Annotated in this window: 16 protein-coding genes and 1 pseudogene; 3 read left to right on the forward strand and 14 right to left on the reverse strand. The window is 73.5% G+C overall.

Translation table 11 applies throughout. The annotated features are described in order from the left end of the window. Positions 1-360: 360 nt before the first annotated feature. The 4 genes from hutH to NR073_RS10510 form a co-directional block, all read right to left on the reverse strand. On the reverse strand, positions 361-1,974 hold the full coding sequence (gene hutH / locus NR073_RS10495) for a histidine ammonia-lyase (RefSeq protein ID WP_141843475.1): 1,614 nt from the start codon (positions 1,972-1,974) through the stop codon (positions 361-363). A 29-nt stretch (positions 1,975-2,003) separates the two neighbouring features. Next, a complete protein-coding gene (gene hutI, locus NR073_RS10500) occupies positions 2,004-3,209 on the reverse strand; it encodes an imidazolonepropionase (RefSeq protein ID WP_141843473.1) in 1,206 nt (401 codons plus the stop codon). A 49-nt stretch (positions 3,210-3,258) separates the two neighbouring features. Further along, a complete protein-coding gene (locus NR073_RS10505; protein ID WP_256748811.1) occupies positions 3,259-4,635 on the reverse strand; it encodes a YjiH family protein in 1,377 nt (458 codons plus the stop codon). 118 nt (positions 4,636-4,753) lie between these two features. Continuing rightward, a complete protein-coding gene (locus tag NR073_RS10510) occupies positions 4,754-6,451 on the reverse strand; it encodes a urocanate hydratase (protein ID WP_115165489.1) in 1,698 nt (565 codons plus the stop codon). Positions 6,452-6,601: 150 nt separating this feature from the next. On the opposite strand from NR073_RS10510, the gene NR073_RS10515 reads away from it, so the two are divergent. Then, positions 6,602-7,315 carry an IclR family transcriptional regulator gene (locus NR073_RS10515; RefSeq protein ID WP_256748812.1) on the forward strand — a complete coding sequence of 238 codons (714 nt, stop codon included), beginning with the start codon at positions 6,602-6,604 and terminating at the stop codon, positions 7,313-7,315. A 114-nt stretch (positions 7,316-7,429) separates the two neighbouring features. Here the strand turns inward: NR073_RS10515 and NR073_RS10520 are convergent, their stop codons facing one another. Further along, a complete protein-coding gene (locus tag NR073_RS10520; protein WP_036315779.1) occupies positions 7,430-7,969 on the reverse strand; it encodes a hypothetical protein in 540 nt (179 codons plus the stop codon). A 137-nt stretch (positions 7,970-8,106) separates the two neighbouring features. After that, positions 8,107-8,892 carry a carbon-nitrogen hydrolase family protein gene (locus NR073_RS10525; protein WP_256748813.1) on the reverse strand — a complete coding sequence of 262 codons (786 nt, stop codon included), beginning with the start codon at positions 8,890-8,892 and terminating at the stop codon, positions 8,107-8,109. Between the two features lie 170 nt (positions 8,893-9,062). Here NR073_RS10525 and NR073_RS10530 point away from each other — a divergent pair, with 170 nt between their 5' ends. Further along, positions 9,063-11,282, forward strand: coding sequence for a catalase (locus NR073_RS10530; protein ID WP_256748814.1), 2,220 nt, complete (start codon positions 9,063-9,065; stop codon positions 11,280-11,282). A 127-nt stretch (positions 11,283-11,409) separates the two neighbouring features. On the opposite strand, the gene NR073_RS10535 is transcribed toward NR073_RS10530, so the two are convergent. After that, positions 11,410-12,699, reverse strand: coding sequence for an adenylosuccinate synthase (locus NR073_RS10535; protein WP_256748815.1), 1,290 nt, complete (start codon positions 12,697-12,699; stop codon positions 11,410-11,412). Between the two features lie 136 nt (positions 12,700-12,835). On the opposite strand from NR073_RS10535, the gene NR073_RS10540 reads away from it, so the two are divergent. Next, entirely contained in the window at positions 12,836-13,387 is a 552-nt protein-coding gene (locus NR073_RS10540) for a hypothetical protein (RefSeq protein WP_044658656.1), read from the forward strand. A 21-nt stretch (positions 13,388-13,408) separates the two neighbouring features. Here the strand turns inward: NR073_RS10540 and bioD are convergent, their stop codons facing one another. The 7 genes and pseudogenes from bioD to NR073_RS10575 all read right to left on the reverse strand — a co-directional run. Continuing rightward, positions 13,409-14,116, reverse strand: coding sequence for an ATP-dependent dethiobiotin synthetase BioD (gene bioD / locus NR073_RS10545; RefSeq protein WP_098093797.1), 708 nt, complete (start codon positions 14,114-14,116; stop codon positions 13,409-13,411). Then, the gene (locus NR073_RS10550; RefSeq protein WP_231862047.1) at positions 14,098-16,569 is read right to left on the reverse strand and encodes an aminotransferase class I/II-fold pyridoxal phosphate-dependent enzyme; all 2,472 of its coding nucleotides are present in this window, start codon (positions 16,567-16,569) and stop codon (positions 14,098-14,100) included. Before NR073_RS10550 ends, bioD begins: the two co-directional genes overlap by 19 nt. Then, positions 16,566-17,954: an adenosylmethionine--8-amino-7-oxononanoate transaminase gene (gene bioA, locus NR073_RS10555; RefSeq protein WP_141843462.1), complete on the reverse strand. Its 1,389-nt coding sequence runs from the start codon at positions 17,952-17,954 to the stop codon at positions 16,566-16,568. Before bioA ends, NR073_RS10550 begins: the two co-directional genes overlap by 4 nt. Positions 17,955-17,961: 7 nt before the next feature. After that, positions 17,962-19,200, reverse strand: coding sequence for a biotin synthase BioB (gene bioB / locus NR073_RS10560; protein ID WP_141843460.1), 1,239 nt, complete (start codon positions 19,198-19,200; stop codon positions 17,962-17,964). A gap of 107 nt (positions 19,201-19,307) precedes the next feature. Beyond that, positions 19,308-19,670: a hypothetical protein gene (locus NR073_RS10565; RefSeq protein WP_241246464.1), complete on the reverse strand. Its 363-nt coding sequence runs from the start codon at positions 19,668-19,670 to the stop codon at positions 19,308-19,310. A gap of 140 nt (positions 19,671-19,810) precedes the next feature. Continuing rightward, on the reverse strand, positions 19,811-20,404 hold the full coding sequence (locus NR073_RS10570; protein WP_220478918.1) for a GNAT family N-acetyltransferase: 594 nt from the start codon (positions 20,402-20,404) through the stop codon (positions 19,811-19,813). Between the two features lie 93 nt (positions 20,405-20,497). Beyond that, positions 20,498-20,688, reverse strand: a pseudogene (locus NR073_RS10575) (transposase); the annotation flags it as partial. Positions 20,689-20,716 lie beyond the last annotated feature (28 nt).

The raw sequence follows: 20,716 nt of genomic DNA on the forward strand, positions 1-20,716 counted from the left end.
CCGGTATGACAAGTACGCGATCATCTACAGGGCCGCTGTGGTCCTGAATGCTGTGCTCGCATGGTCAAAACGATTGTCAGACATGCCCTAGCTGGTGTCGTGCTGCAGTCGGACTGATCGCGCCGTTCCGGCTTCACCCCACGACACCAACCACATGACGTTGCCCGGATTGTCTCCCGCCTGATCCATACGATCGTCAGCAGGCACAGGACGACGACGGCGCTCCTCACCTGAGCCGGAGCCGACCGGCCCGACCCGCAGGCCGCCCCCTCCGCACACAGAGTGGTCACGACACGCCGTCTCGCGCAGACGCACGCGGCGTGTCGTGACCACTCTGCGGCGTCGGACCACGCTGTGGCGTCAGTGCCCCTCGGCCTCGGCGCCCTCGGACTCCTCGGCCAGGTCCTGCGGCTCGGCGTCGACGGACGCGCCCGCGAGCGCCTCCGCCACGGCGGCCAGCACGGACCCGTCGCGCAGGGCCTGCTCGGCGGCGGCCAGCTGCGGGGCCATGTACTGGTCCGGGCCGGGGCCGGGGACGCCGGCCTCGCGGATCACGCGGACGGCGGCACCGGTCGCGGCGGAGGGCTGCAGCGGGGCGCGCAGCTCGATCGCGCGGGCGGCGGCCACGAGCTCGACGGCGAGCACGCGGCGGAAGTTCTCCACGGCCGAGCGCAGCTTGCGGGCGGCGTGCCAGCCCATGGAGACGTGGTCCTCCTGCATCGCGGAGGACGGGATGGAGTCCACAGACGCGGGCACGGCCAGGCGCTTCATGTCCGAGACGAGCCCGGCCTGCGTGTACTGGGCGATCATCATGCCGGAGTCCACGCCCGGGTCGTCCACGAGGAACGCGGGCAGCCCGTGCGAGCGGGCCGGGTCCAGCATGCGGTCGGTGCGGCGCTCGGACATGCTGGCGACGTCGGCCACCGGGATGGCCAGGAAGTCCAGCACGTACGCCACGGGCGCCCCGTGGAAGTTGCCGTTCGAGCTCACCCGGCCGTCGTCGAGCACCACCGGGTTGTCCACGGTGGCGGCGAGCTCGCGCTCGGCCACGGTGCGCACGTACGCGAGGGTGTCGCGCAGGCCGCCGGCCACCTGCGGGGCGCAGCGCAGCGAGTAGGCGTCCTGCACGCGGGAGTCGCCCTCCTTGTGGCTGGCCACGATCGGCGAGCCCGCCAGGATCTTCAGCATCCGGTCGGCGGAGGTCGCCTGGCCCGGGTGGGGGCGCAGCGGCAGGTGCAGCTCCGGCACGAACACGCGGTCGGTGCCGAGCAGCGCCTCCACGGACATCGCGGCGGTGAGGTCCACGGTGTCGGCGAGCTCCTCGAGGTCGGCCAGCGCCATGATCAGAATGCCGAGCATGCCCTCGGTGCCGTTGACGAGGGCCAGGCCCTCCTTCTCCCGCAGCTCGACCGGCTCGATCCCGGCCTCGGCGAGCGCCTCGCGGGCCGGACGCAGCGCGCCGTCCGTCCCGACGACGTCGCCCTCGCCCATCAGCGCCAGGGCCACGTGGGAGAGCGGTGCGAGGTCACCGGAGCAGCCCAGGGAGCCGAACTCGCGCACGGCGGGGGTGATGCCCGCGTTGAGCATGGCCACGAAGGTCTCGACCACCACGGGGCGCACGCCCGTGCGGCCGGAGGCCAGCGTGGTGGCCCGCAGGAACATCAGCGCGCGGACGACCTCGCGCTCCACCACGGGGCCCATGCCGGCGGCGTGGGAGCGGATCAGCGACTTCTGCAGCTGCGCGCGGGACTCGAGCGGGATGTGCTTGTCCGCGAGCGCGCCGAAGCCGGTGGACACGCCGTAGGTGGGGGTCTCGGCCTCGGCCAGCGCCTCGACGTGGCGGCGCACCGCGCCGACGGTCTCGAGCACGTCGTCGGCGAGCACCACGCGGGCGTCGTGGCGGGCCACGGCGACGACGTCGTCCAGGGTGGCCCCGGACGTGCCGAGCGTGACGGTGACGGGAGGGGTGGTCATGGTGATGCGTTCTCCTTGCTGTCGGTCGATCAGACGGCCCGGCGGCCCGCGCGCCAGACCGCATGGGTCAGCGGCATGCCGGGGCGGTAGGCCAGGTGGATGGCGGCGGGGGCGTCGAGCACGTGCAGGTCGGCGCGCTTGCCGACCTCGAGGCTGCCGACGCGGTCCTGCGCCCGCAGGCCGATGGCCCCGCCGAGGGTGGCGGCGCGCACGGCCTCGGCGAGGGTCAGGTGCATCTGCAGCACGGCGGTGCCCACGTTGAAGTTCATGGACGTCGTGTAGCTGGTGCCCGGGTTGCAGTTCGAGGCCAGGGAGACCTCGATGCCGGCGTCGAGCAGGCGACGCGCGGGCGCCAGCGGGGCGCGGGTGGACAGGTCGCACGCGGGCAGGCAGCCGGCCACGGTGCCGGGCGTGCCGGTGGCCGAGGCGCGGTCCCAGCCGGTCCAGGTGCCGGCGAGGGCCTCGACGTCCGCGTCGGAGAGGTGGTTGACGTGGTCCACGGAGGCGGCGCCGAACTCCACGGCCACGCCCACGCCCGGGCCCTGCTCGATCTGGTTGCCGTGCAGGCGCACGCCCAGTCCCGCCGCCACGCCCGCGGCGAGCACGCGGCGGGTCTGCTCGGCGTCGAAGGCGCCGGTGTCGCAGAACACGTCCACCCAGCCCGCGTGCTCCCGCACGGCCTCGAGCATCGGCCCGACGACGTCGTCGAGGTAGTCCTCCGCGTCCCGGCCCGGGGGCACGAGGTGGGCGCCGAGGAAGGTCACCTCGTCCACGAGGCCCTCCTCGCGCAGCCCGGCCAGCAGGCGCGCGTGGCGGGCCTCCTCGTCCACGGTGAGCCCGTAGCCGGTCTTGGTCTCGAGGTAGGTGGTGCCGCCGGCCACCGCGTCGGCCACCCGGCCGCGGACCAATTCGGCCAGGCGGTCGTCCGAGGCGGCACGGGTGGCGGAGGTGGTCACGCCGATGCCGCCGGCCGCGTAGGACTCCCCGGCCATGCGGGCCTCGAACTCGGCGGAGCGGTCCCCGTCGAACACGAGATGCGTGTGGGAGTCCACCCAGCCCGGCAGCACGGCGCGGCCCCCCACGGACACCCGGTCGTCCGCGTCCGGGGCGTCCGCGGCGGCGCCGATCCAGGCGATGCGCTCGTCCTCGACGACGACGGCCGCGTCCGTGAGCACCCGCCCCTCGGGGTCGACGGTGGTCAGCTCGGCGATGTCGGTGATGAGCGTGGAGCGCATGGGGGCCTCTCTCTGCGGGACGGACGGGACGGGACGGCGGGGCGGGGCCTCAGGTGAGCGCCGCGACCAGATGGGCCAGCGGCGTGGCCAGCACGATGGTGAGCGCCACGCGCTCGACCCAGATCACCAGGAGGTGCCACATCTTCACGGGGATGTCCGTGGCCAGGATGGCAGGAACCACCGCGGAGAAGAAGATGATCGCGGAGACGCAGACGACGCCGATCACGAACCGGGCGACGAGGTCCTCGTGACCGGCCGCCATCGTGGCCGGGATGAACATCTCGGCGATCGAGGTGGCGGAGGCCGAGGCCAGCAGGCCGGGGTCGGAGTAGCCGAACGCCCAGAACAGCGGGTAGAAGATCACGCCGATCCACTCGAACACGGGCGTGTAGGTGGCCAGGACCAGGGCGATCAGGCCCACGGACATGATGGAGGGCAGGATCTGGAGCACCATCACGAGGCCGTCCCGGAAGTTGACCCAGATGTTCTTCGGCAGGGACGGGGCCTCGGCGAGGGTCTGCTCGGCGGCGCGACGGGCCACGCGGAAGCGGTCCCGGGTGACGGCCTGCTCGGGCGAGTGCACCGCGCCGGGGTACACCTCGTCCGGGATGCGGCTCAGCGGCGGGATGCGCACGGTGATGGCCGTGACCGCGAACGTCACCAGGAGGGTGCCGAAGAAGTACCAGAGCCAGATGTCCATCAGGTCCAGCGTCTTGGCGACGATCACCATGAAGGTCGCGGACACCGTGGAGAACCCGGCGGCGATGATCGCCGCCTCGCGGGCCGTGTAGCGGCCGCCGGTGTACATGCGGTTCGTGAGCAGCAGGCCCAGGGCGTAGGAGCCCACGAAGGAGGCCACGGCGTCGACGGCGGCGCGGCCGGGCACGCGCCAGATCGGCCGCATGGCCGGGCGCAGGTAGACGCCCACGAACTCCATGAGGCCGTAGCCGATCACGAGGGCCAGGAAGACGCCGCCGATGGGCACGATCAGGCCCACGGGCACCACGAGCTTGTCCATCAGGAACGGGCCGATGCTCTTGTCCAGGATCCAGCTCGGGCCCACGCCGAACACGACCATCGCCGAGGCGACCAGGCCGAGCACGGCGAGGAACGCGAAGACCGTCCGCGTGGTGCTGGTCCGCCAGCGGCCCGAGGCGAACGGGTACACGGCGCCGGCGGCGATGATGGCCAGGCCCACCCAGCGGTCGGCCGGGCCGAGCAGCCCGCGCACCCAGGTCACCAGGTGGTCCAGCGGGATGGAGCTCGCCCCGTTGATCGTGACGGGCACGAAGAACATGACGATGCCGATCGCCGAGTAGACGATCATGCGCCAGCGCGCCGGCGGGCGGGGCGCGTCGGCCTCGATCGCGGCCATCGCGGTGGTGTCGGTGTGCAGCTCGTGGTCTGCGGGGCGGGACGAGTCCATCGTGGTGTCCTTTCGATCGCGAGCCGGACGGGCGGACGCCCGTCCGGCTCGCGGCGGTGAAGTCGTCGGGCGGCGACGGCGCGGCGGCACCGTCGCCGTCCGACGACGTGACCGGGGGTCAGTCCCGGATCGTGGCCTCCATGGGCACACGGACGCCGCGCTCGGCGGCGACCTCGACGGCCCGGGAGTAGCCCGAGTCGACGTGACGGAAGACGCCCATGGCGGGGTCGTTCGTCAGCAGGGCGGTGAGCTTGGCCGCGGCCAGCTCGGTGCCGTCGGCCAGGCCGACCTGGCCGGCGTGGATGGAGCGGCCGATGCCGACGCCGCCGCCGTGGTGGATCGACACCCAGGTGGCGCCGGAGGAGGTGGCGGTCAGCGCGTTGAGCAGCGGCCAGTCGGCGATCGCGTCGGAGCCGTCCAGCATGGACTCGGTCTCGCGGTACGGGGAGGCCACGGAGCCGGAGTCGAGGTGGTCGCGGCCGATCACGATCGGCGCCTTGACCTTGCCCTCGGCCACGAGCTGGTTGAAGAGCAGGCCGGCCTTGTGGCGCTCGCCGTAGCCCAGCCAGCAGATGCGGGCCGGCAGGCCCTCGAACTCCACGAACTCGGCGGCGCCGTCGAGCCAGCGGTGCAGGTGCTCGTTCTCGGGGAACAGCTCCTTCAGGGCCTCGTCGGTCACGCGGATGTCCTCCGGGTCGCCGGAGAGCGCGGCCCAGCGGAACGGGCCGAGGCCCTCGCAGAACAGCGGGCGGATGTAGGCCGGGACGAAGCCCGGGAACTCGAACGCGCGGGAGTAGCCGGCCTTGCGGGCCTCGTCGCGGATGGAGTTGCCGTAGTCGAACACCTCGGCGCCGATGTCCTGGAAGCCGACCATGGCCTCGACCTGGCGGGCCATGGACTCCTGGGCCTTCTTGGTGAAGGTGTCCGGGTCGGCCTCGGCCTCGGCGTGCCAGTCCTTCTCGTCGATCTCGATCGGCAGGTAGGACAGCGGGTCGTGCGCGGAGGTCTGGTCGGTGACGATGTCGATCTCGACGGTGCCGGCCTTCTGGCGCTCGAGCAGCTCGGGGAACACCTCGGCGGCGTTGCCCACGAGGCCCACGGAGACGGCCTCGCCGTCGCGCTTGGCCTGCATGACGCGCTCGACGGCCTTGTCGATGTCCGTCTCCACCTCGTCCAGGTAGCGCTTGCCCATGCGGCGGCGCAGGCGGTCCTCCGAGACGTCCACGATCAGGCAGACGCCGCCGTTGAGGGTGACGGCCAGGGGCTGGGCGCCGCCCATGCCGCCGCAGCCGCCGGTGAGGGTCAGGGTGCCCTGGAGGGAGCCGTCGTAGCGCTTGCGGCCGATCGCGGCGAAGGTCTCGTAGGTGCCCTGCAGGATGCCCTGGGTGGCGATGTAGATCCACGAGCCGGCGGTCATCTGGCCGTACATCATCAGGCCCTCGGCCTCGAGCTCGCGGAAGGTCTTCCAGTCGGCCCAGTCGCCCACCAGGTTGGAGTTGGCGATCAGCACGCGGGGAGCCCACACGTTGGTCTTGACGACGCCGACCGGCTTGCCGGACTGCACCAGGAGGGTCTCGTCCTCCTCGAGGTCCTTGAGCGTGGCGACGATGGCGTCGTAGGCCTCCCAGGAGCGGGCCGCGCGGCCGGTGCCGCCGTAGACGACGAGGTCCTCGGGACGCTCGGCGACCTCGGGGTCCAGGTTGTTCATGAGCATCCGCAGCGGGGCCTCGGTCTGCCAGGACTTGGCGGACAGCTCGGTGCCGCGCGGGGCGCGGATGGTGCGGGACGGGTCGTGCTGGGTGAAGCCCACGGCCATGGCAGTTCCTCTCGACGGGGTGCGTGCGCCGCCGGGACGGGTGGCCCCGGTGATTTCACGGCTCGGCATGCACTTTCCGAACATTGAAACAGTGACTCGGCTCACGCGCAAGCCCGATCCGCGTGTCCCGCACCCGTTACGCTCCCTGTCATGACCACCACCCCCACCGCCTCGACGCGCACCGTGGACCGGGCCCTGGACCTGCTCGCCGCCGTCACCGAGCAGCCCCGGCTGAGCCTGACCGAGGCCGCCCGCGCCACGGAGCTGCCGGCGTCCACGGCGCTGCGCCTGCTGCGCAGCCTCGAGGGATCCGGCTTCGTGGCCCGCGACGACGACGGTGCCTACCGCCCCGGCGTGCGCCTCATCCAGCTCGGGGCGCGGGCCTTCTCCCGGGACTCGCTCGTGCAGCTGGCCCGCGGGCCGATGGACCACGTCGTGGCCGCCACGGGGGAATCCGTCTACCTCTCGGTGGCGACCCCTCCGGACTCCGCCGTCTACCTGGCGATCGTGGAGGGCACGCATTCGGTCCGCCACACGAACTGGGTCGGACGCACCGTCCCCCTGGCGGGCACGGCCGCGGGTGACGCCCTGCGCGGCCGCGTGGCCGCGGGGGACTACACGCTGCGCACCCGCTCCGTGGAGAAGGATGTCACCTCGCTGTCCGCCCCCATCAGCGTGGCGGGCACGGTGGTCGGTGCGCTCAGCACGCTCGTGCCGGCCTACCGCTGCACGGACGAGCTGGCGGTCCGGTGCGGGGCGGCCCTCGTCGCCGCCACCGACGAGCTGGCGCACCTGCTCGGGGCGGCCGACACTCCCAGGGAACGCCCAGCCGCCTCCCCTGGAAAGCCCAAGACGCGTTCGTAGGCTGAAGCCACCTCATCGAAGGTGCGAGTGATGACGGAGAAGGCCCCGGGCCCGGCGAGAGCCGGAACCGGGGCCTTTCTCTGCGGCCGGCGCCCGAGGCGCCGGTTGCGGGGATCAGCGGCGGGAGGAGACGACGCCTGCCCAGAGGCCGCCGAGCAGGCCCGCCACCGGCAGCATCCAGAACAGGTGCAGGCCCGCCCCGTAGAGGACGGTGTTGGAGAACACCGCGAACAGGCCCACGGCACCGAGGAAGCCGCCGACCACGCCACCGACCACGTAGCGCACGACGGAGCGGGCGGCCCCGCCCATCAGCAGCACGACCAGGTAGCCGGCCGCGCCCGCCAGGGCGCCGCCCACCAGGCCGAACATGAACGACTGCACCAGCACGACCCAGCCGTGGCCGGTCTCGCCCAGCGCCACGGAGCCGTTCGGATCACCCAGGTCGCCGGTGAGCACGCGCACGACGTTGCCGATGATCACGACGAGCACCGAGACGAGGATGACGCGGTTGGTGAAGCCCCAGCCCTCCACCGGGCCCAGCGGCTCGAGCACCTCCTCCTCCACCACGGCGTGGCGCACGGGGCGGGCCGGGGCGGTGTGGGCGTTCGCGGCGTGGGGCTGGACGGCGTGGCTGCCGTCGGCGTTGATGGTCATCTCTGATCTCCCGTCCCGCCCCGGGCGGGGCGCGTTCCGAGCGCCGGGGCGCCCGTCTGGTTGCACGTCTGACGTGATTTTAGGCTTTTCCCAGCCCGAGGGGGTAATGGTGACCCGTCCGCCGGGCGGGGGGCGGCTCAGAGGACGTCGGTGCGGCGGTTGGCGAGCGAGGGGAGGAACTCCCGGACCTCGTCGATCCGCTCGCGGGTGACCTCCGCGGTCACCACGGCCTCCCGCTCGTCGGCGAGCTCGGCGACGGGCAGCGCCAGCGGGTCCACGATCATCGAGTGGCCCACGGTGCCGTCCGAGCACGTGTCGGCCGCGGCCACCCACACCGTGTTCTCCACCGCGCGGGCCTTGAGCAGGGTGCGCCAGTGGTCCACCTTGTGCTCGCCGGAGAACCACGCCGCGGGGATCACGAGCACGTCCGCGCCCTCCACCGCCAGACGCCGGGACAGCTCGGGGAAGCGCAGGTCGTAGCAGGTGAGCAGGCCCAGGCGGAGCCCGCCGAGCTCGATCGCCGCGACGCCGCCGTCGCCGGGGGTGATCCGGTCCGACTCGCGGTGCGCGAACGCGTCGTAGAGGTGGAGCTTGCGGTACGCGCCCAGCCGGGCGCCGTCCGCGCCCACCGCCAGCAGCGTGTTGTAGGGACGCCGGTCCGGTCCCGGCTCGTAGCCGCCCGCGACGACGGCGATCCCGTGCTCACGCGCCAGCGCCGCCAGGCCCGCGGCGAACGGCTCCCAGGCCGCGGCGACGGCGTCGGGGAACTCCTCCCCCACCTCGCGGGCCCCGAGCATGGCCTCCTCGGGCAGCACCAGGAGCTCCGCCCCCTCGCCCGCGGCGCGGGCGGCGAGGCGGGCCATCACGGCCAGGTTCTCCTCGACGTCGCCCACGGGCCCGAACTGTCCGACGCTGATCCTCATGCCCCCAGGGTAGCCAGGCCCCTGCCGGTGGCCGTCAGCCCTGGTCAGCGCTGGGGCCAGCCGCCACGCTGGGGACCGGGCACGACGTCGGCCCGCATCGGCCGCCGTCGTCCTCCGCCCCCGATCCGCGCGGCACCGCGCGGCACGTCGACACCACAGGAGCAGACGCGATGACCACCCAGCAGCCCGACATCCCCGGCACGCCGGGGCCGATCACCCCCGACCTCGAGGAGCACACCGCCCTCACCCACCCGGACCAGCCCGTGGCCGTCCCGGCCCCGGACCAGCGCGGTCCGGCACAGGTCTCCCCCACCGGCCAGGACACCGGCGCCGACCCCGCGACCGCCGCGCAGGGCTGCCCGTACCTGACCACCGCGCACGGTGTGCGCCTGCAGGACTCGGACCACTCGCTCAAGGCCGGCCGCCGCGGCCCCACCCTGCTGCAGGACCACCACCTGCGGGAGAAGCTCAGCCACTTCGACCACGAGCGCATCCCCGAGCGCGTGGTCCACGCCCGCGGCGCCGGCGCCCACGGCGTGTTCCGCGGCTACGGCACCGCCGCGAAGATCAGCCGGGCCGGACTCTTCGCCAAGGACAAGGAGACGGAGGTGTTCGTCCGCTTCTCCACCGTGGCCGGCTCCCGCGGCTCCATGGACCTGGCCCGCGACACCCGCGGCTTCGCCACCAAGTTCTACACGGACGAGGGCACGTGGGACCTGGTGGGCAACAACATCCCCGTGTTCTTCGTGCAGGACGCCATCAAGTTCCCGGACGTGGTGCACTCGGTGAAGCCGCACCCGGACCGCGAGATCCCGCAGGCGCAGTCCGCGCACGACACGTTCTGGGACTTCGTGTCCCTGCACACCGAGGCCCAGCACCACACCCTGTGGAACATGTCCGACCGCGGCATCCCGCGCTCCTACCGCATGATGGAGGGCTTCGGCGTCCATACCTACCGCCTGATCGCGGCGGACGGCTCCACCGTGCTGGTCAAGTTCCACTGGAAGCCGATGCTCGGCGTGCACTCCGTGACCTGGGAGGAGGCGCTGCTCACCAACGGCATGGACCCGGACTTCCACCGGCGTGACCTCGCCGACGCCATCGAGGCCGGCGCCTTCCCCGAGTGGGAGCTCGGCGTGCAGGTGTTCGAGGACAACGAGGAGCAGATGTTCGAGGGCATCGACCTGCTCGACCCCACGAAGCTGGTCCCGGAGGAGCTCGCCCCCGTGCAGCCCCTCGGCCGCATGACGCTGAACGCCAACCCGTCCAACTACTTCGCGGAGACGGAGCAGGTGGCCTTCAACCCGGCCAACCTCGTGCCCGGCATCGACGTCACCAACGACCCGCTGCTGCAGGGCCGCCTCTTCTCCTACCTGGACACGCAGCTCACCCGCCTCGGCGGGCCGAACTGGAACCAGCTGCCCATCAACCGCCCGCACGCCCCGGTCAACGACATGCTGCGTGACGGCTTCCACCAGAGCGCCGTGCATCGCGGCGTGGCGCCGTACCGGCCCAACTCGCTCGACGGCGGCCTGCCGTACGAGACCCCCGCGGACGACCACGCGTTCATCGAGCACCCGGAGCCGCTGCCGGCCTCGGTGAAGGAGCGCGCGCACGCCGCGTCCTTCGACGACCACTTCTCGCAGGCGCGCCTGTTCTTCCTCTCCCTCTCCGAGGTGGAGCGCGAGCACGTGGCGCAGGCGTACACGTTCGAGCTGGGCAAGTGCTACGAGCAGACCATCCGCGAGCGCCAGCTGGCCCACCTCGCCGCGATCGACACGCGACTGGCCCAGCAGGTCGCGGACGGCCTGGGCATCCCCGTCCCCCCGCCGACCGAGACCCCGGCCGACGTGCAGCCCTCCCCCGTGCTGTCCCAGATCGGCGGGGCGTGGCCGCTCGACGGCCGTCAGGTCGGCGTCGTGGTGGGCGAGTCCGTGGACGAGAAGGAGCTGGACGCCCTCGTGCAGGGCATCCACGGTGCGGGCATGGTCCCGCTGGTCATCGCGCCGAAGGGCGGCCCCGTGGCCGGGGAGATCGTGGCCCAGCGGACCTACCTGACCGCCGCGTCCATCGAGCTGGATGCCGTGGTCGTGGCCTCGCCGGCGGCCCCCGCCGCTGACGCCGCCCCCGGCCTGGATGAGAAGGCCGGCGCCGCCGACTCCGAGGCGGTGGACCCGCGCGTCGTCAAGGTGCTGCAGGAGATGTGGCGCCACTCGAAGGCGATCCTCGCCCTCGAGTCGGCGGAGGCCGTCCTCGCGGCCGCCCAGGTGTCCGGCAAGGGCGTCGAGTCCGCGGCGGACGGCGCCTCCGCCGTCAGCCGGCTGACGGAGCTCCTGCCCGCGCACCGCGTGTGGGAGCGCTTCCCGACCACGGGTCGCCTGGCCGACTGACCCGGCGGACCCCCGGGCGCTTTCGAACGTGAGATAGGGCCTATCTCACGTTCGAAAGCGCCCATTCGCCCTCTTTCACGTTCGAAAGTGCAGGCCAGGGCGGGCCGGGCCGGGGCGGCGGGCCGGGTCAGTCCTCGATGAGGTCCCGGACCTGGACCACCTGGTCGCGGCCCGGGCCCACGCCGATCGCGGAGATCCGGCACCCGGAGAGCTTCTCGAGGGCCTCCACGTAGCGCTGGGCGTTCAGCGGCAGGTTGGTGAACGCGCGGGCACCGGAGATGTCCTCGGTCCACCCGTCGAAGTGCTCGTACACCGGCTTCGCGTGATGGAACTCGGTCTGGGTCATGGGCATGCGGTCGTGGCGCACGCCGTCCACCTCGTAGGCCACGCACACCGGGATCTTCTCGATGCCGGTGAGCACGTCCAGCTTGGTGAGGAAGTAGTCCGTGAAGCCGTTGATCCGCGCGGCGTAGTGGGCCATGACGGCGTCGTACCAGCCGGTGCGCCGCGGGCGGCCGGTGTTCACGCCGAACTCGCCGCCGGTGGTGCGCAGCTGCTCGCCCATCTCGTCGAAGAGCTCCGTGGGGAACGGGCCGGCGCCGACGCGCGTGGTGTAGGCCTTCACGATGCCGATGGTGCGGGAGAAGCGGGTGGGGCCGATGCCCGCGCCCACGGCCGCGCCGCCGGCGGTCGGGTTGGACGAGGTCACGAACGGGTAGGTGCCGTGGTCCACGTCCAGGTAGGTGGCCTGGCCGCCCTCCATGAGCACCACCTTGCCCTCGTCCAGGGCGTCGTTGAGCAGGTTCACGGAGTCCACGACCATGGGGCGCAGGCGGTCCGCGTAGCCCAGGAAGTACTCGGCGATCTCGTCCACGGTGACGGCGCGGCGGTTGTAGAGCTTCACCAGCAGCTCGTTCTTCTGCCGCAGGGCGCCCTCGATCTTCTGGCGCAGGATCGACTCGTCGAAGATGTCCTGCACGCGGATGCCCAGGCGGGCCACCTTGTCCATGTAGGTGGGGCCGATGCCGCGGCCGGTGGTGCCGATCGCACGCTTGCCCAGGAACCGCTCGGTCACCTTGTCCATGGTCTGGTGGTACGGCGCCACGAGGTGGGCGTTGGCGGAGATCTTCAGGTGCTCGCACGAGTGGCCGCGGGACTCGAGCCCGTCGATCTCCTCGAACAGCGCCTCCAGGTTCACCACCACGCCGTTGCCGATCACCGGCACCGCGTTGGGCGAGAGGATGCCGGCGGGCAGCAGCTTGAGCTCGAACTTCTCCCCGTTGACGACGACGGTGTGCCCGGCGTTGTTGCCGCCGTTCGGCTTGACGACGTAGTCCACTCGCCCGCCCAGCAGGTCGGTGGCCTTGCCCTTGCCCTCGTCGCCCCACTGGGCTCCGACGATCGCGATCGCTGGCATCTGCATCTCTCCTCAGGGCGGCGGGTCGTCCCGGACCGGCCCGTACATGGAAAACGCCCCCTTGCGGTGCGCACGGAGGCCGTACCCCCGAATCCTACCAGCGTGACGGATGCCACCCTCTGGCTACGCTGACGCCATGAGCACCGCAGCGCCCCACACCCAGCACTCGGACTTCCCCTCCCCGACCCCCACCCGCAAGGGTCCGAGCGTGGGCACGTGGCGTCCCTGGGCCGTGCTGCCGTGGGCGCTGGCCCTCCTCGCCCTGCCCTTGATCGCGCTCGCCCTGCGCTCCAACTTCGGCGCGAACGGCTGGATGACGGTCATCTACATGGTCTTCGGCGCCCTGCCCCACGAACTCGTCCTCATGGTCCTGGTGGGAAGCCTGTTCCTCCTGCCCCGCGTGAACCCGCAGGATGAGCAGCGGGGCGGCATCCGGCTGGGGCGCCTGCTGCACACGCTGCTGGGCGTCTCCTGGGGGTCCTTCGCGCTGGCCGCGATCATCTTCCCCGACGGCGGCGACCACCCGGACTCCGGCGCCACGACCCCGGTGCTCATGGACCTGCTCGGCAAGAGCACCGCGATGGACGTCGGCATCGTGGGCGGCCTCGCCCTCGTGGCCGTCAGTGCGCTCACCGGTCTCGCGGTGATCGTGGTGTGCGTGGTGCGGCGGATCCGCGCCGTTCGCTGAGCACGCTCCCGACGACGGCGGTCAGCGCGCCGACATGACGCGCGGCGGGGTGCCCCGCGGCACCGTCTCCAGCACCGCCCCGTGGGCGCCGGCCAGGCGGGCCAGGAACACGAGGTTGGCCCGCTCGACGGGGTCTGGGTCCGCGGCCACGCCGCTGACGAGGATCCGCTCCGGCGCCACGCCACGGGCGGCGGCGTGCTCCACCGTGAGGCGCGCGTGGTTCTGCGTGCCCAGCCCGGGGCGCGCCACGACCGTCAACCCCGCGTCGAGCCCGGCCGCCCGCAGCGCGCGCACGGCGTCCACAGGCCCCTCGTCGGCCTCGGTCCACGCCACGGTGATCCCGCCGGCGCCCTCGATGAGCAGGTGGTCGACGCCCGCGGCGAGGCCACGCCACCGGCCCAGCTGCTCACCCAGAGGCGGCAGAGGGGGCGTCCCCTCCCCCGCGTGGGCGACCGCGTCCACGGGGGCCATCGCGGGGCCGACCCGCGCCCCCTCGGACACGGTCAGGCGGGCCGGAGCGGCGGCGTCGAGCGCGCCGGATGCGGCGGCCGCGGCCACCAGGTCCCGGACGGTCTCGACGTCGCCGGCCTCCCCCGGTGCGACGCCCGTCTGCACCGGCTTGTCCACGTGCACGCGGAGCCCGGCCACCAGGGCACGGGCCGCGAGCGCGGCGGTGCCCCACGTCTTGCCGACGTCCGTGTCCGTGCCGGTCACGACCTCGATGCGCATGTGTCCACTCCACTCTGCTCGATTCGGATGTCCTCGCCGCCGTGCCACGGTCCGGGCGTCACGAGCACGTGCTGCGGCGCCTGGAAGGAGAGCAGGCGCAGCCACGTCGCCGGCGGCCCGGTGAGCCGGGCGTCCGGCAGCAGGCGGGCGACCTCGCGGACCACGAGGGCGGTCTCGAGCTCCGCGAGCCCGGCCCCGAGGCAGCGATGCAGGCCGAAGCCGAAGGCGAGCCGGGCGTCGTCGTGCTGTTCGCCGCTGAGGTGCAGCAGGAGCTCGTCGCCGGCGCGGACCTCGTGCTCGCCGACGCGGACGTCCGCCGTGGCGAGGCGCCGCCAGGTGGGCACCGAGGAGCTCGTCCGGAGGCACTCGGCCACGAGCTCGGCCGCGGCCGCCTCCGCCGCATCGGCTCCGGCGCCCCCGTCCGCCCCGGCGCCGAGCGCGGCCCAGCGGGCGGGGTCGGCCAGGGCGCGGGTGAGCGCGGTGGAGATGAGCAGCCGGGTGGTCTCCTGCCCGGCGATCACCAGGAAGTAGCCGAGGGAGACGATCCGCTCGTCGTCGACGCCGGCCTCGTGCAGCGCCGCGAACAGGTTGCCGGGCTGTGCGTCGTCCCCGCGCGCCTCGACGACGGCCCCGCGCAGCCACCGGTGGAAGTCGGCGGCGGAGCGGGCGAGCCGCAGCTGGCGGTCCTCGTCCGGCCAGCCCCAGAACAGTTCGAGGGAGTCGGCGCTCCAGCGGTGCAGCTGCGCCTCGGGCGGGTTGGGCACGCCGGTCAGGGCGGACATCACGCGCGCCGGGACCGCTGCCGCCACGGTGGTCGCCAGGTCCACGGCCCCGCCTGCGCGGCCGGTGTCCGCGAGGGCGGCCGTGAGGGCCATCCGGGTGGTCGCGAGGATCCGGCCGCGGGCTTCGCGCACCTTCGCCGGGGAGAAGAACGGTGCCACGACGCGACGCACCGCCCGGTGCTCCTCCCCGCCGGCGGAGGCGAGCACGGGCGGCAGCCGGAAGCGGGCGGCGGCCAGGATGCGGCGGGCCGGGCCGCTCAGCGGGACGACCGCCGTGAGGGCGTTGTCCGAGGCGAACGTCCCGGGGTCGGTGAGCACGCGCCGCAGGTCGGCGGGATCGGAGATCCGCAGGTGGTCGCCGCGCACGGCCTCCGGCCGTGGGTCGCCGTGGGCGAACGGGCAGCCCGTGGACGCGCCCCACGCCCGGGCGGCCACGCTCGCCACCGCCTCCAGCGCCGCCCGCAGCCGGGGCTCGGGGACGGCGGTGGTCACGCTCACGCGGAGGCGGGCGATGCCGTCGGGCACGCTGGGCGGGCGGAAGCATCCCACGAGGACGCCGTGCGCGCGCAGCTCCGCGGCCGCGGCGACGGCCTGCTCCGGTCCGGGCATGCGGATCGAGTGGACGGCGCCCGCCCCGACCTCCACGTGCCCGGCCAGCTCGGGCCGGCGGGTGAAGACGTCCACGGCCGTCTCCCGGGCCCGCGCGAGCCGTGCCGCGGGCTCCCCCGTGGCGGCGATCCGGCAGGCGGCCGCCGCGGAGGCGGCGAGCACGGGGGCCAGGGCCGTGTCGAAGACGAAGGTGCGGGCGGTGTTGAGCACGTGGTCGCGCCAGGACCGCGCGTCGGGCCCGCCGAACAGGGCCAGACCGCCCTGGCCGCCGAGGGCCTTCGAGCAGGTGGCGGTGACCACGACGGGCGCCTGCCCCGCCCACAGTCCCAGGGCGCCCGTGCGGCTGCCGCCGGGGACCACGCCGAGCGAGTGGGCCTCGTCCACCACGAGCAGGGCGCCGTGTTCGGCGGCCAGGGCGGCCAGGGCGGGCAGGTCGGCCTCGTCCCCCAGCACGGAGTACAGGGACTCGACCACCAGCACGATCCGTCGCGCCCGCCCTTCGGTGCGCAGCCGGTCGAGGGCGGCCCGGAAGGCGGGCACCCTGTTGTGCTCCACCGTGGTGACCGACGCGCCCGCCAGGGGGGCGAACGCCCCTGAGCGGGCGGTGACGGCGAGGGCGGCGCCGTCGCGCAGGCTCGCGTGGGCGTGCTCGTCCAGGAGGAAGGCGGTGCCCGGCCCGGCCAGGGCGCCGAGGACACCGAGGTTCGCGGTGTAGCCGGAGGAGAAGGCGAGGGCGGCATCCGCGTCGGCCAGCGCGGCGGCGGCGGACTCGAGGTCGGCGTGCGCGGGATGCGTCCCCGTGACGACGCGGGAGGCCCGCGCCCCGACCGGCCCCTCGGTGGCGATGCGCGCGGCGGCGGCCCGCACGTCCGGGTGGACGGCCAGGCCCAGGTAGTCGTTGGCGGCCAGGTCCACGACGCTCGACGACGGCGCGCCCGGCTCCGGCGGGTCGGCGCGGCGCTCCAGGCCGCGGCGCGCGCGGACGGCGGCCCGAGAGCCCAGCCACGAGGACCAGGGGTCGGCGGGCGTGCTCGTGGCCGCGCCGGCCTCGGCGGTGTTCATGCGCAGACCTCCTCGACGGCCCCGGTGACGGCCGCGCAGATCGTGGCGACGTCGTCGTCGGTGCTCACGTAGGGCGGCATCACGTACACCAGCCGCCGGAAGGGGCGCACCCATGCACCGCGGGCGACGGCGGCCCGAGTGACGGGCTCGACGTCCACGGTCCGGTCCAGCTCCACGACGCCTACCGCACCCAGGACCCGCACGTCGGTGACGGCGGGCAGGTCGGCGGCCGCCGCCAGCCCGGCGCGCAGCCCGGCCTCGACGCGGGGCACCTGGGCGGCCCAGCCGTCGCGCGGGTCGGTGAGCAGGTCGAGGGACGCGGAGGCGACCGCGCACATCAGCGGGTTGCCCATGAACGTGGGCCCGTGCAGGAGAGCCCCGGGCATGCCCCGTTCCCGCCGGGAGACCGTCTCGGCGACCTCGGCGGTGCACAGCATGGCCGCGCCCGTCATGGTGCCGCCGGTGAGCGCCTTGCCGAGGCACAGCACGTCCGGGGCGACGCCGGCCCCTTCGCACGCGAGCCAGCGGCCGGTGCGGCCGAAGCCGGTGGCGATCTCGTCGGCGATGAGCAGGAGCCCGTGCTCGTCGCACAGCTCGCGCAGCACGGTGAGGCAGCGCGGGTCGTAGACGCGCATGCCCCCCGCCCCCTGGAGCACGGGTTCGAGGATCACGCCGGCGATCTCGTCCGCATGCGCGGCGGTGAAGGCGCGGGCCTCGTCCTCCCACGCGGCGAGGGGGGCGTCGTCGGCCTCCCAGTGGCCGGCCGGAGCGGCGTCGGGTGCCATGGGTGCCGCGGCGACGCCCTCGGGCACCCAGCGTGCCGCCGGCGGGCGGGGCAGGAACAGATGCCGAGCCACGAGCGAGGTGAAGGCCGCGTGCATGCCGTCCACGGGATCGCACACGCCCATGGGCGCGGCGGTGTCCCCGTGGTAGCCGCCGCGGACCGTGAGGAATCGGCGGCGGCTGGGCCGGCCGCGCGTCGCCTGGTACTGGAGGGCGAGCTTGAGCGCAACCTCCACCGAGACCGAGCCGGAGTCGGCGAGGAACACGTGCTCGAGCGCGGCGGGGGTGTGCGCGACGAGCCGTTCCGCCAGGTCGACGGCGGGCGCGTGCGTGAGCCCGCCGAACATGACGTGCGGGAAGGCCGCGGCCTGCCGGGTCAGGGCCTCGACGAGCGCGGGGTGCCCGTGCCCGTGCACCACGGACCACCAGGACGCCATCGCGTCGATGGCGCGGTGACGCTCCCCGCCCGGCCCCTCGAGGTCGAGGTGGACGCCCCGGGCACCGCGCACGGCGTAGAGCTGGCGGGCGCCGGCGGCCCCGTAGGGGTGCCAGAGGTGGGCGGCGTCGCGGTCGAGGAGGCCGGCTTCAGCGGGGGCGGTCACGGTGCGTTCAGGCGTTGGCGGGCTCGGCCGTGCCCGCGCCCCGACGGCGCAGCCCGGGCTTCACGGCGCCCTCGGCGCCCGTGTCGGGTCGGGCGTCCTCCGCGGCCCCGGCCTCCGAGGCGACGGCCGCACCGGAGCCGCACGAGCCGGCGTCGTCCGTGCCGGCGCAGCAGCCGCCGGCCGGGGCGCCGTCGTCGGCCGTGGCCCGCCGCGCACGCTCCTCGGCGCCGAGCACGGTGAAGCCGGCGTCGGCGATCATCTGCAGATCCGCCTCGGCGTCCTGGCCCTCGGAGGTGAGGTAGTCGCCGAGGAAGATCGAGTTGGCCACCTGCAGGCCGACCGACTGCAGGGAGCGCAGGTGCATCTCGCGGCCGCCGGCGATGCGCAGCTCCTTGTCCGGGCACGCCAGGCGGACCATGGCGAGGATGCGGAGGCACTCGAGCGGGGTGAGCTGCTGGTGGCCCTGCAGCGGGGTGCCGTCGAAGGGCATGAGGAAGTTGACGGGGATGGAGTCGGAGTCCAGGTCGCGGAGCGCGAGGACGGCCTCGACGAGCTGCTCGTGCGTCTCCCCCATGCCCGCGATCAGGCCGCTGCAGGAGGACAGGCCGGCGGCGCCGGCGCGCTGCACGGTGTCCACGCGCTGCTCGTAGGTGTGGGAGGTGCAGATGGACTCGTAGTGGGACTCGGCCGTGTTGAGGTTGTGGTTGTAGGCGTCGACGCCGGCGTCCTTGAGCTTCTCGGCCTGGCCGTCCTTGAGGAAGCCGAGACACGCGCACACCTCGACGTCCGGGTGCTGGGCCTTGAGGTCGCCGACCATGCCGGCCACGCGGTCGACGTCGCGGTCCGTGGGGCCGGTGCCCGAGGCGACCATGCACACGCGCGAGGCGCCGCCGGCGATGCCCAGACCCGCCTGGCGGACGGCCTCCTCCGGCTTGAGCCACGTGTAGCGCAGGATCTCGGCCTCGGTGCCGAGCCGCTGGGAGCAGTAGGTGCAGTTCTCCGGGCAGAGGCCGGTCTTGAGGCTGACCAGGTAGTTGACCTTGACGGTGCGGCCGAAGTGCTTCTCGCGCAGGCGCGAGGCCGCCGCGACGATGCGGAACGTGTCCGCGTCCGGGGCGTCCAGCACAGCGACGGCCTCCTCAGCGGTAAGCACGTGGCCCGCCTCGATGCGGTCCACGAGGGCCTCGGGGTCGAGGGCGGCGGCGGGGCGGGGGTCGACGGCGGGGGAGTCCTGGGTGGCGGTCATGCGGGCCTCTCCGGTGGGCGGGGCTCGGCCCCGGGTGGGTCTGACTCGAGGGACTCTAACAGTGTTCATTGAACAGTGTTCAGGAGCGGGGGGCCATGACCCCGACGTCAGCGCCCGTGCCGGTCCAGAGGGACCGGCTCGGGCCGAGGCTGCTCCTCGAACGTCGTCGTCGCCGCGAGGATGCCGTGGGCGGCGGCAGCGAGCACCGCGCCGAGCAGACCGGCCACGACCGCCCGGACGCCGGCGTCGTCGATCGCGTTCAGCACCAGCCCCGGAATGACCGCGGCCCCCATCAGCAGCATCACCCACGCGGTGGAGCCGGCTCCGGCGTCAAACACGTTGCGGCGAGCCTGCTCCGCCTCGACCCGGTGATGCACCCCTCGCAAGGCGAGCATCGCCCCGAGGGCCGTGACGGCCACCAGCGTCAAACCCCACCCCAGTCCCAGATCCTGCCGCAGCCCCGCGAACACACCAGCCGAACCCACCAGGGGAGGTGCCACACCGATGCGCCACCGCCACTCACGCTCATTCCCCACCCGGCTCACAGCCCCCTGCTGGCACACGGCCCTCGGCGGTGGAGCGGCAGATCATGCGGTCGTGGCCGCCGGGATCACTCCTGCGTAAGGGGCGAATGGAACTCCGAGGCGAGCATCGCGTAGGTGGCGCCATCCACCCAGCCGCGCGTGAGATGCAGAGACTCCTCCTTGAACGTGCCCTCGTGACGCATCCCCACCTTCTCCATGATGCGCAGGCTCGGAGCGTTGTCCGCGAAGGCATGAGCCTCCACGCGCCGCACACCCAGATCGTCGAACGCGAAGCCCAGCAGGGCTCGCGCAAGCTCGGTGCCATAGCCCTGCCCGGCCTGGCGCGGATCGATCGTCCAGCCGAGCTCGGCCTGGGCGTCCCGGGCTTCCTCCCGCGGGCCGCCCTGACTCCACGCGTCCTGCACCGCGACCTTCCCGACACCGACGATGACGTCTCCGGCCCGCACGGTGAGACGGTCCCCCGCCCCGAGGTAGGACTCGCGCAGCGCGTTCTCACTCTCCGGGCGGCCGGAGGTCCACGACCACACCTGCTCACGACGGCAGAAGCTCCACACGGCGGGTGCATCGAGACCCCGGAACGGGGTGAGGGTCAGCCGGCGGGCTCGCAGCGGGAAGCAGACGCCTCGACTCGCGGCGAGCTCCAGGAGAGGGGTGGCCATGACAGACAGGGTACGAACAAAAGTTCTCGAGTCAGCCCCCGGACAGACCAGTGCCCGCACCCTGCGTCGATGTCAGATCCACGCGGCCTCTCAGGGCCCGTTGACCTCGGGCAGATCCCGCCACGGAGTCCCGCACCTGCACTGGCAGATGATCGCTTCGACCATCGTGCGGACATCCGAGAAGGGTCGACCCTGCCGGCCCGTGCGGTCTGGAGCAGCGGGGCGATCAGCTCCGATCGGGCGTCGGAGACGACGTGTGTAAGCGGCCATGAAAAGCTGCCCATAGGTGGCCAGGGAATGACCCGCTGACGG

It is taken from the genome of Micrococcus sp. Mcc28 (assembly GCF_024519775.1).
Taxonomy (GTDB): Bacteria; Actinomycetota; Actinomycetes; order Actinomycetales; family Micrococcaceae; genus Micrococcus; species Micrococcus luteus.

Bases quoted from the DNA above. Each gene is read 5' to 3' on its own strand.
- bioD (WP_098093797.1), bottom strand. From the start codon at position 14,116: ATGCGCATCGAGGTCGTGACCGGCACGGACACGGACGTCGGCAAGACG.
- NR073_RS10525 (WP_256748813.1), bottom strand. From the start codon at position 8,892: ATGAGGATCAGCGTCGGACAGTTCGGGCCCGTGGGCGACGTCGAGGAG.
- hutI (WP_141843473.1), bottom strand. From the start codon at position 3,209: ATGCGCTCCACGCTCATCACCGACATCGCCGAGCTGACCACCGTCGAC.
- NR073_RS10510 (WP_115165489.1), bottom strand. From the start codon at position 6,451: ATGGCCGTGGGCTTCACCCAGCACGACCCGTCCCGCACCATCCGCGCC.
- bioB (WP_141843460.1), bottom strand. From the start codon at position 19,200: ATGACCGCCACCCAGGACTCCCCCGCCGTCGACCCCCGCCCCGCCGCC.
- hutH (WP_141843475.1), bottom strand. From the start codon at position 1,974: ATGACCACCCCTCCCGTCACCGTCACGCTCGGCACGTCCGGGGCCACC.
- NR073_RS10505 (WP_256748811.1), bottom strand. From the start codon at position 4,635: ATGGACTCGTCCCGCCCCGCAGACCACGAGCTGCACACCGACACCACC.
- NR073_RS10515 (WP_256748812.1), top strand. From the start codon at position 6,602: ATGACCACCACCCCCACCGCCTCGACGCGCACCGTGGACCGGGCCCTG.
- NR073_RS10550 (WP_231862047.1), bottom strand. From the start codon at position 16,569: ATGAACACCGCCGAGGCCGGCGCGGCCACGAGCACGCCCGCCGACCCC.
- NR073_RS10530 (WP_256748814.1), top strand. From the start codon at position 9,063: ATGACCACCCAGCAGCCCGACATCCCCGGCACGCCGGGGCCGATCACC.
- NR073_RS10570 (WP_220478918.1), bottom strand. From the start codon at position 20,404: ATGGCCACCCCTCTCCTGGAGCTCGCCGCGAGTCGAGGCGTCTGCTTC.
- NR073_RS10540 (WP_044658656.1), top strand. From the start codon at position 12,836: ATGAGCACCGCAGCGCCCCACACCCAGCACTCGGACTTCCCCTCCCCG.
- NR073_RS10535 (WP_256748815.1), bottom strand. From the start codon at position 12,699: ATGCCAGCGATCGCGATCGTCGGAGCCCAGTGGGGCGACGAGGGCAAG.
- NR073_RS10520 (WP_036315779.1), bottom strand. From the start codon at position 7,969: ATGACCATCAACGCCGACGGCAGCCACGCCGTCCAGCCCCACGCCGCG.